Below are 9,675 nucleotides of genomic sequence, written 5' to 3'. Positions count from 1 at the left end.
AGTTTTACGATACATACTAACCAATGTAGTGTATCCCTTTGTGAAGGCTTATTTTTGCCTTAAAGTTATGTGGAAATAAAAATCTAGATAGGGTTGGTTTTGGTCAGAATGAAGACAATATGTACTTTGAAAATAGTCATTTATTTTGTCTAAAGAGAGTTGTGCGATTAGTGGACCGAAGTTGAAAGGTGATAGTTTCTTACATTGTTAGAGAAATATAAGGATTACAGAATATTCGACTAACACGTTACTACGGTCATTTTTGAGCCTGTTTAAACAATAGCAAAGAAGGTGTTTTACTCCTTAGTTACAATATCTTTTTAGTAAAGATAAGCTTAAGTAACCTCCGCTAAAGATTATATACTTAAATGATAAAGAGTTCAACACTAGTTCACATATTTTCCCAAAAATAAAAAACGGCTGTTTTATGTGGAATAAATCTACAAAACAGCCGTTTTTGGTATTAGATTTCTGTTAAGATTATTGGTTCACCGCGTGTTACGACAACGGTATGTTCACATTGTGCAACAAGACTTTTATCTGGTGTAACGAATGTCCAACCATCGTCACCACGTTCAATAATATGATCAGCTTTCATAGAGATGAACGGTTCTACAGCGATAACAAGACCGTCTTTTAGAAGCGCATTATCCATTGGGTCATAGTAACTTAAAATGTGATTTGGTGCTTCATGTAAGCTAAGACCAATGCCGTGACCAGTTAAGTTTTGGATAACATTGTATCCACTTTTATGTGCGAAGTTTGAAACAGCACGACCAATTTGATTTTGTTTTGAGCCAGCTCTAACCTTTTTCATTGCTGCCCAAAATGCATCAACCGCTGCTTGGCAAAGTTTTTCTTTTGCCTCGTCTTCTCCAAGAACAAATGAAATGCCTGTATCTGCATAATAGCCATCAAGTGCAGCAGATACATCGACGTTTACTAAGTCGCCTTCTTTTAATGCACGATCTCCTGGAATACCATGAGCAACTTCTTCATTTACACTAATGCAAGTTACACCTGGAAAATCATATTCTTTTTCAGGTGCAGAAATAGCACCATGCTCATCTAATACTTTTTTACCGATCAAATCAAGCTCTTTCGTTGTCATACCTGGCTTCGCTTGTTTTTTCATTTCTTCACGTGCAAGCGCAACGATGCGGCCGATTTTTCGTAAGCCTTCTAAATCTTGTTCATTACGAATAATCATGAAAACCACTGTCCTTCCTCGAATATATATCTTATCCGATTGTATCATGTTTATTTTCGTCCTGCTACTCGCTTGCGGTATGCAGGTTGATTCCTCTCATAAAGAATACATGACAATTGTCATATCGATGTTATGACGCACTATACTGTTTCCTAAGTTTTCCAAGTAATACAATGTAAATATAAGAAACAGCGGGGGTGGAGAGATGGAAAAGATTATTGAAGTAAATGGTGTTTCTAAAACATTTAAACATAAAAACGCAGTAAATAATGTTTCATTTCATGTAAATAAAGGGGAAATAGTAGCGTTGCTTGGTCCAAATGGTGCGGGGAAAACAACGACGATGTCGATGATGCTTGGATTAAAGGAACCAACGGAAGGTAAGGTCTCTATATTTGGAAAGAGTCCAAAGCATAAAGATGTTCGTAATAGCCTCGGTGCGATGCTGCAAGAAGTAAGTGTCATTGATAGTATTACGGTGGAAGAGGCAATTGAGTTATTCCGTAGTTATTATACGAATCCTATAGAGAAAGAAACGTTACTGCAGTTATCAAATTTAGAATCAGAGCGAAAGCAAAGATGTGAGAAATTATCAGGTGGGCAAAAAAGAAGGTTAAACTTTGCGCTTGCACTTGCGGGAAATCCGGATTTGTTATTTTTAGATGAGCCGACAGTCGGAATGGATATTACGTCTCGAAGAACGTTTTGGGAAACGATTCGAAAGTTAGCAAGTGAAGGGAAAACGATTATTTTAACGACGCATTATTTAGAAGAAGCAGATGCTTTAGCAAATCGTATCTTATTATTTGCGAACGGAAAGATTATCTCAGATGGTACACCAGACGAAATGAAAGCAACGATTTCGAGAAAAACAATCACATTTTACTCAAAGGAAAGCATTCCTACAAAATTACTAAAGGAATTACCAAATGTAATAGAAGTAAAGTCAAACGAAGGCCGCTTCATTTTAACAACGGAGGATACGGATGCAACTTTAAAAGCCATTTATCAAAGGAGTTTACCTGTAACAGATGTTTCAGTTGAACGTGGAAGTCTTGATGAGGCATTTGAACAATTCGTTGCAAATCAGAAGGAGGAAATCGCATGAGAGCGTTATGGATGCAGTGCAAAATAGAAATTTTACGCACATTCCGCAATAAATTATTTATCTTTTTCTCACTATTAATGCCTGTTATGTTTTACTACATTTTCACAAATGTTGTTCAAGTACCACAAAACGGAGATGCGTGGAAAGCACATTATTTAATTTCGATGGCAACTTTCAGTATTGTAGGGACTGCACTCTTTAGTTTTGGTGTGAGACTTTCTCAGGAAAGAGGGCAAGGATGGACACATCTTCTAAAAATTACACCACTTCCAGAGGGAGCATATTTAACAGCAAAAATTATCGCTCAAACAGTAGTAAATGCTTTTTCAATATTAGTTATTTTTATTGCAGGGATACTAATTAATCATGTTGAGTTAACGGTAGGGCAATGGATAGGTGCGGGGTTATGGTTATTGTTAGGGGTAACACCATTTTTAGCGTTAGGAACAGTAATAGGTTCCATTAAGAAGGCGGACGCAGCTGCTGGCTTAGCAAATATTTTAAATATGAGTTTAGCTATAGTTGGCGGGTTGTGGATGCCGATTGAAGTATTCCCAAAAATATTAAGAACGATTGGTGAATGGACACCGACATACCATTTCGGAAGTGGTGCGTGGGATATTGTAGCTGGAAAATCAATTGGATGGGAAAATATCGCGGTATTAGGAGGTTATTTCCTTATATTTGTTGTAGTATCAATATATATAAGAAAAAGACAGGAAGCGGTATAAATGATAGAGAAGAAGAGGATTGAGATTTTTCCGAAACATATGGGATTTTTTCCGTACATGTGGTTTGTTTATCTATTATTTCCAATTTATCACTTAGCACAAGCATCAGGATGGAAGCTTGTGCTAGGAGGCAGTATGTTGATACTTTTTATTATCACATACCGTCAGCTATATTTTGTTCAGAAGACGTTTATTTTATGGGCATGCATTCAAATGATACTCATCTTTTTATTTGCTTTATTTTATAATCCTTTTATGATATTTTTTGGCTTTTTCACAGCAAGTGCGATGGGATTTGCGCCAAATAAGAAAGTATTTCGAGTGCTGTTATGCTCGTTAGTTATAATGCTTGGAGCATTTTTATTTGCAAATATGAATCAACTAACAACTACAAGTTTAGTAAATATCGTTCCGATGTTTATCTTAATGCTTCTTACGCCATTTGGTATGCGTAATTTTAATCAGAAAAAGATGTTAAGAAATCAATTAGATGAGGCGAACGAGCAAATTAAAGATTTAGTAAAACGTGAAGAACGGCAGCGAATTGCAAGAGATCTTCATGACACATTAGGGCATACGTTATCTCTTATTACTTTAAAAAGCCAGCTTGTAGAGAAGTTAATTGTGAAAAATCCAGAGCGTGCAAGTGCGGAAGCGAAGGAAATTACACAAACTTCTCGTACCGCCTTAAAACAGCTGAGAGAATTAATTTCTGATATGCGTATGATTACGGTAGAAGAAGAGCTAGAGCAAATAAAAGCGATCTTACAAGCAGCTAATATTGAATTAGAAGTGAGGCAAGAAGCAAGATCGAGCTCGTTATCACCAATTGAACAAAATATTGTCGGGATGTGTTTACGTGAGGCCGTTACAAATGTTGTAAAACATAGTAAGGCAACGCGGTGCGCAGTTTCTGTATTAGAATCACAAGGTGAACTGATTTTGAAAGTAGAAGATAACGGAATCGGTTTAACAGATCAAAATCATGATGGAAATGGTATTCGCGGCATGAAAGAACGAATTGCTCTTATTGATGGATTTGTTGAACTAGGTACAATCAATCCAGGGACGTTATTAACGGTAAAAGTTCCAGTTGTTATTAGAACAGGAAAAGATGAGGTGAGGGCATGATTCGAATTATTATTGCAGAAGACCAGCGGATGCTTCGTGGTGCATTAGGGGCCCTGCTTGATCTAGAAGATGATATCGAAGTAATTGGGCAAGCTGCGAACGGGGAAGAGGCGTTAAAATTAATTGAATCGTTAAAGCCAGATGTAAGTATTATGGATATTGAAATGCCGATTCAAAGTGGATTGGATGTCGCTGAGACTTTAAAGAAAGAAAAATCATCATGCAAAGTAATGATTTTAACAACATTTGCACGGCCGGGATATTTTGAAAGAGCAATGAAAGCTGGTGTGCACGGCTATTTATTAAAGGATAGCCCAAGTGAAGATTTAGCGGCAGCAATTCGTAATGTAATGAAGGGGAAACGAGAGGTCTCCCAAGATTTAATGTTTGGCTTATGGCAGGAGCAAAATCCGTTGTCAGATCGCGAAAAGGAAGTACTGTTGCTTGCGAAAGAAGGAAAGACGGCAAACGAAATTGCGAAGGCACTTTATCTTTCGCCGGGTACAGTACGTAATTATATTTCTGAAGTATTAGCGAAGCTTGATGCGAAAAATAGAATTGAAGCAATTACAATTGCGGAAGAAAAGGGTTGGATATAAAAAGAAGGTTACCTATGAGAGGTAACCTTCTTTTTATAATTATTGTACTTCTATTACTTGATTTACTTTTTGTAACGGTTTGTAACCGTGTGCTTCAAATGTTTTTGCAAATTCATTTGATACGGCAGTGCCATATAGATCTTTTGCAGCTTGTACGATGTGAGATTGAAGTGATTCAAAGTCTTCAGCGGAAGTTGCATAATTTTGCAATGCACGCATAACAACTTTACTTACTTTTTCATTTCCTTGTTTTTGAACAGCAACACCGTTATATGTTTTACCTTCAGCTAATTGATATAATACGTGACTGATAATACCAGAATTCACGTGTGATTCTTGATTATTACCATCGTTATAGAAATCTTGTAAATTTGTATATAGTTTATGACCGCCGTCACCAATTTCCCTTGGGATATCACGAATTGTTAGGTCACCTAATGTATCGCCCATAATCCAGTTTCCTTTATCTTTCTTTACGTAATATTCGATTTGTGTACCCCAGAAATCCGCTAATCCCTCGTTTAGTGCAGATGTTTCAGCGCTTGGATATCTCACGACTTTATTTTTCGTCGTGCCACTGAATACAGCATGTCCAAATTCATGAGCTGTTACATCAAGAGCGGATGTTAGTTTTCCGTCTAAACCATCACCAAATACCATTTGGTTCCAAGCGGGATGCCAAAATGCATTTACATAGTCTTCTTTTACACCATCACTAACTTCAGTAGAATCAAAACCGTGTACACTAGCAACAACTTTTGAATCTTTATTGTCGTAACTTTTTAGATTATGTTCTTTCTTAAAGTAATCGTAAATATCACTCATGTTCTTCATAGCGCCCGCGGCTTCTTTATCTGCAAAATTAGGATTGCTACTTGAAATTAGTGTCCCTGGATAACCAGCTTGACTATATCCTCCGAGAGAATCGGCGTAGTTTGCATTATAAATATAAATACCATTTCCGCGTGATAAATCTGCTAAATAAAACTTCCCATCAGTTCCTTTGGCAATATTGAAAGAGATGTTTTCTTGAAGTGCATTTTTCCCAGTTCCTTGCTCACTTGCAGGGGATAATCTAGGTGATGTTACTTGATTTATAGTCTTATTCTCTTTGTTTTTAATGAATTTTTCTTGGAAAAGTACTTCGCCAGTTTTTAAATCAACGATAGCATTGCCGTTTATAATTTGTTCATTGTTTTCATAAGTAAATGTAATAACAGTTGCGAATGTATAATAGCCATCTTTTTTCTTATAAACAACGGTTTCGCTAGAGAATTCTGTCTCAACTGCATCACTTGGAATTTGAACTATATCGCGTAATTTAGATTTTACTTCATTTTTCGACAAAAAATTTGTTATAGTAAGATTAGGTTGTTGATTTAAATTTTGAACAACTTTACCACTAACAGTTGTGATCACTCCATTTTTATCTACTTTTACAATGAGATCTTGGCCATATACTTTATAGTTTTTATATGTTTGTGCAAGGCGAACTTCGGTTTGATTTTCTTTGGTTTCTTTATTTGTAGGTTGGAAATCTACATTTTTTTCAGTAGTGACTTGTTCTTGTTGAGCTTTAGCCCCGTTTACCTCACCTTTTAAATACTTTTTCGCAATATTTTCTTTCGTATCATTTTGAGGTTCTGTTAATTTTCCAATTGTTAAACCAGGCTGAGCAATTTCAACTTTGACTTCATTTTTATCTAATTCTTGGGCATGAATAGCTTTTGTTGATAAAGGACAAAGGAGACCGAACGTAACGAAAGCACTAGCAAATTTTCTATAATTCATCTATAACACTCCTAATCTATTATTGTATGTGAGATGAATTGTATGAAAAATTTGCCGAATTATATATATATTATGCATTATTTCATATCAAAAATTGTCGAATTCACATTATTGTAGTGGTATGACAACTTAAAAAACTAGATTGTTATAATGGGATGGTGAGTAAGTATGCACGCAGAAAAATTAGGAAGTGAAATTAAGAAAATTAGGGTGATGAGAGGATTAACACAAAAACAGTTATCCGAGAACATATGTCATCAATCGGAAGTAAGTCGAATTGAATCGGGCGCGGTATACCCAAGTATGGATATATTGCAAGGTATTGCAGCAAAATTACAAGTTCCCATCATTCATTTTTATGAGGTACTCATTTATTCTGATATTGAGAGGAATAAGCAGTTAAAAGATCAAATTATTCTACTTTGTAAGCAAAAAAAATATAAAGAAATTTATAATAGAGTATGCAATGAATTGAAAAAGGAAGAATATCATCCCGAGCTTCAGCAATTTCTTCAATGGCAATATTATGTAGCTGCTTACGTATTGAAAAAAATCGATTACGAATATTGCATTTTAGAATTAAAGAAATTGCTCAATCAACAACTGGTAGGAATAGATGTATATCAGAACCTTTATATTGAAAACGCAATTGCAAACATTTATGCTGAAAACGGCTATTTGAAGCAGGGTATTGATTTGTTTGAAAATATATTAAAACAATTAGAGGCATTGCATGATAATAAAGAGTTTGATGTGAAGGTGAGACATAATCATGCAAAAGCATTATACATAGACAATCAATACGAAGAAGCGCTTTGTCACGCAAATAAAGCCATTGACCTATCGTGTCAAATTAACAGTATGACATTGATTGGACAGTTATACTTTCGAAAAGGTGAATGCTTAGCAAAACTTGGGTGTGATAGAGCAGAAATTGAAGATGCTTACGAAAAAGCATGCTTCTTTTTTGATATATTAGGAAACCATGAATTAAAAGAATCACTTATAAAAAAAATGAAGAAATAAAAAAGACATAAAGAACAAATATGCATAATTGCATAAAGTCTGGATAATTTTTCATGATATATTTAAAGAAAAAATGCGGGTGATGGAATATGAAAAAACTACTTATTGGTAGTTTACTAACGTTAGCGATGGCATGGGGTATTTCATTAGGAGATACAGCATTAGAGAAAAACCAAATAATTTCTCATAATAATCAAGAGATACAATTAGCTAATGAAGTACCTTTTGAGTTCTAAAAAACAACCGTCTTACTTAGACGGTTGTTTTTTTATGGAGTAACATCCAAACGTCTTTACTAGAAACAGGTTTGCTAATAAAGAATCCTTGAATGTGATCACAATTTTGTTTATGTAAAAATTTCCATTCTTCTTCTGTTTCTACACCTTCTGCAATCACTTCTAAATTTAGTTCTTTTGATAGTGTAATAATGGAAGAGACAATTGCTTCTTCTAAAGGGCTAGTTGTAATTCCACAAATAAACTCTCGAGCGATTTTTAATGTGTTGATTGGATATTTTGTTAAATAAGCTAAAGAACTATAACCAGTCCCAAAGTCGTCGATTGAAATTTGAATACCGAGATTTTGAAGTTGTTCTAGTTTTGCAACTACAGATAGATTTTGATTAATTGCGATGCTTTCCGTAATTTCAATATCTAGTGCTTCTGGTTTCAGTTCTGTTTCTTCCAACACCTTTGAAATAGTTGGGATTAAATCTGCATGGTTAAATTGAACAACAGATAAATTTACACCAACTTTTAAGTGAGAAAAACCTTGATTATGCCATCTTTTTGCCTCTAAGCAGGCAGTACGTAAAATCCAATTGCCAAGTTCAATAATAAAACCAGTTTCCTCTGCTAGAGGGATAAATTGGGCAGGAGATACGATACCGAGTTTTGGATGCTTCCAACGTATTAATGCTTCAAAACCGATAATTTGTTTTGTTTTTGTGCTTACTTGTGGCTGGTATTCAAGGAAAAATTCATTTTGTTGTAATGCTTTTGAAAGTTCACCTTCTAAGAATTGAATTTCATTTTGAGCGATACTCATTTCTTTTGAGAAGAAAACAAATCTGTTTTTTCCATTTGCTTTCGCACGGTACATAGCCATATCAGCATTTTTCATTAACTCATTTACATTAGTTCCATAATCAGGGTACATCGCAATTCCGATACTTGGTGTAATAGAGAGTTCTTCGCCTTGAATGAAGAATGGTTTGTTTAAAATAGTTAAAATCTGTTCAGCTATAAAAATTGCACTTTTTTCTGAGTACATTTCTGGTAATAGAATTGTAAACTCATCTCCACCTTGGCGAGCGACGATATCTTTTGAACGCAAGCAACCGCGTAATCTTTTTGCTACTTCAATTAATAATAAATCTCCGACGTCATGACCAAGTCTATCGTTAATTTTTTTAAATCGATCTAAATCAAGGAATATGACGGCAACATCATTTGCGTTAGTTTGGGCTGTATTTAAAATGGCTTTTAAATCTTTTTCGAACTTTCGGCGATTTGGTAATCCAGTAAGTGCATCGTGAAAGGCTAAATGCTCTACTTGTTTTTGTTTTTCATATAAAGTTGTAATATCACGCGCTATCCCAAACATTCCGACCACTTCTTTGTTTATAAAAGTAGGGATAAGTGTAATATGAAGATAATAATAATAGCCTTCTTGTTCTTTTGTACGAACTTCTAACGTTTGTGGCCTACCTTCCTTTGTTATTTGTAAAGCCTTCTTCAGTAGTTCGTGGTCTTTTGAATCAATGAAGTGTAGCAGAGAATAGCTTGCCACTTCGCAATAATAGGCAGTAAATAAGCTTTCGCATGCCTTATTAGATTGTTGAAAAATGCCATTCATATTTAAAGAGAAAACGGCATCGGGATGATCTTCGAATAAAGACTTATAGCGTTGTTCACTTTTTGATAATGCAAATGCACCTTCTTCAACTTCGTCCTCTAGTTGTGTAGTCAACTGTTCATATGTAAGGATTAGTGCTTGATTATCTTTCCACATGTAAAGTTGCCGCAAGAATAACAAAATAAGTGATAATACGAGACCAATTAACATAAATTTATCATC

Annotated in this window: 9 protein-coding genes; 6 read left to right on the top strand and 3 right to left on the bottom strand. The window is 35.0% G+C overall.

The window, feature by feature from the left end:
• Positions 1-463: 463 nt before the first annotated feature.
• Positions 464-1,258 carry a type I methionyl aminopeptidase gene (gene map / locus ACQGS6_RS17915; RefSeq protein ID WP_142238203.1) on the bottom strand — a complete coding sequence of 265 codons (795 nt, stop codon included), beginning with the start codon at positions 1,256-1,258 and terminating at the stop codon, positions 464-466.
• A 157-nt stretch (positions 1,259-1,415) separates the two neighbouring features.
• Between map and ACQGS6_RS17910 the strand changes: the two genes are divergently transcribed.
• From ACQGS6_RS17910 to ACQGS6_RS17895, 4 genes are read left to right on the top strand one after another with little or no spacing between them, the layout of a single operon-like run.
• Positions 1,416-2,318 carry an ABC transporter ATP-binding protein gene (locus ACQGS6_RS17910; RefSeq protein WP_000411131.1) on the top strand — a complete coding sequence of 301 codons (903 nt, stop codon included), beginning with the start codon at positions 1,416-1,418 and terminating at the stop codon, positions 2,316-2,318.
• Positions 2,315-3,049: an ABC transporter permease gene (locus ACQGS6_RS17905; RefSeq protein WP_001202431.1), complete on the top strand. Its 735-nt coding sequence runs from the start codon at positions 2,315-2,317 to the stop codon at positions 3,047-3,049. Before ACQGS6_RS17910 ends, ACQGS6_RS17905 begins: the two co-directional genes overlap by 4 nt.
• Positions 3,050-4,180, top strand: coding sequence for a sensor histidine kinase (locus ACQGS6_RS17900; protein ID WP_000570609.1), 1,131 nt, complete (start codon positions 3,050-3,052; stop codon positions 4,178-4,180).
• The gene (locus ACQGS6_RS17895; protein WP_000619259.1) at positions 4,177-4,779 is read left to right on the top strand and encodes a response regulator transcription factor; all 603 of its coding nucleotides are present in this window, start codon (positions 4,177-4,179) and stop codon (positions 4,777-4,779) included. Before ACQGS6_RS17900 ends, ACQGS6_RS17895 begins: the two co-directional genes overlap by 4 nt.
• A gap of 39 nt (positions 4,780-4,818) precedes the next feature.
• Here the strand turns inward: ACQGS6_RS17895 and ACQGS6_RS17890 are convergent, their stop codons facing one another.
• Positions 4,819-6,570, bottom strand: coding sequence for a M4 family metallopeptidase (locus tag ACQGS6_RS17890; RefSeq protein WP_025966819.1), 1,752 nt, complete (start codon positions 6,568-6,570; stop codon positions 4,819-4,821).
• A 168-nt stretch (positions 6,571-6,738) separates the two neighbouring features.
• Between ACQGS6_RS17890 and ACQGS6_RS17885 the strand changes: the two genes are divergently transcribed.
• Together ACQGS6_RS17885 and ACQGS6_RS17880 are read left to right on the top strand one after the other, a co-directional pair.
• On the top strand, positions 6,739-7,596 hold the full coding sequence (locus ACQGS6_RS17885) for a helix-turn-helix domain-containing protein (protein ID WP_000542924.1): 858 nt from the start codon (positions 6,739-6,741) through the stop codon (positions 7,594-7,596).
• An 89-nt stretch (positions 7,597-7,685) separates the two neighbouring features.
• Positions 7,686-7,832, top strand: a complete 147-nt coding sequence (locus ACQGS6_RS17880; protein ID WP_000734726.1) for a quorum-sensing peptide PapR — start codon at positions 7,686-7,688, stop codon at positions 7,830-7,832.
• Positions 7,833-7,848: 16 nt separating this feature from the next.
• On the opposite strand, the gene ACQGS6_RS17875 is transcribed toward ACQGS6_RS17880, so the two are convergent.
• Positions 7,849-9,675: EAL domain-containing protein (locus ACQGS6_RS17875; RefSeq protein WP_426965372.1), on the bottom strand; the 1,827-nt coding region annotated here is incomplete at its 5' end.

Origin of the sequence: Bacillus sp. GMs2/2 (assembly GCF_050172095.1) — a bacterium.
In the GTDB taxonomy this organism is placed as follows: domain Bacteria; phylum Bacillota; class Bacilli; order Bacillales; family Bacillaceae_G; genus Bacillus_A; species Bacillus_A cereus.
Note: the sequence above shows the minus strand (reverse complement) of the source record. Positions and strands in the feature narration are given on the sequence as shown.

What these genes read in the sequence shown, in the direction of transcription:
- map (WP_142238203.1), bottom strand. Translation starts at nt 1,258, where the DNA reads ATGATACAATCGGATAAGATATATATTCGAGGAAGGACAGTGGTTTTC.
- ACQGS6_RS17910 (WP_000411131.1), top strand. Translation starts at nt 1,416, where the DNA reads ATGGAAAAGATTATTGAAGTAAATGGTGTTTCTAAAACATTTAAACAT.
- ACQGS6_RS17905 (WP_001202431.1), top strand. Translation starts at nt 2,315, where the DNA reads ATGAGAGCGTTATGGATGCAGTGCAAAATAGAAATTTTACGCACATTC.
- ACQGS6_RS17900 (WP_000570609.1), top strand. Translation starts at nt 3,050, where the DNA reads ATGATAGAGAAGAAGAGGATTGAGATTTTTCCGAAACATATGGGATTT.
- ACQGS6_RS17895 (WP_000619259.1), top strand. Translation starts at nt 4,177, where the DNA reads ATGATTCGAATTATTATTGCAGAAGACCAGCGGATGCTTCGTGGTGCA.
- ACQGS6_RS17890 (WP_025966819.1), bottom strand. Translation starts at nt 6,570, where the DNA reads ATGAATTATAGAAAATTTGCTAGTGCTTTCGTTACGTTCGGTCTCCTT.
- ACQGS6_RS17885 (WP_000542924.1), top strand. Translation starts at nt 6,739, where the DNA reads ATGCACGCAGAAAAATTAGGAAGTGAAATTAAGAAAATTAGGGTGATG.
- ACQGS6_RS17880 (WP_000734726.1), top strand. Translation starts at nt 7,686, where the DNA reads ATGAAAAAACTACTTATTGGTAGTTTACTAACGTTAGCGATGGCATGG.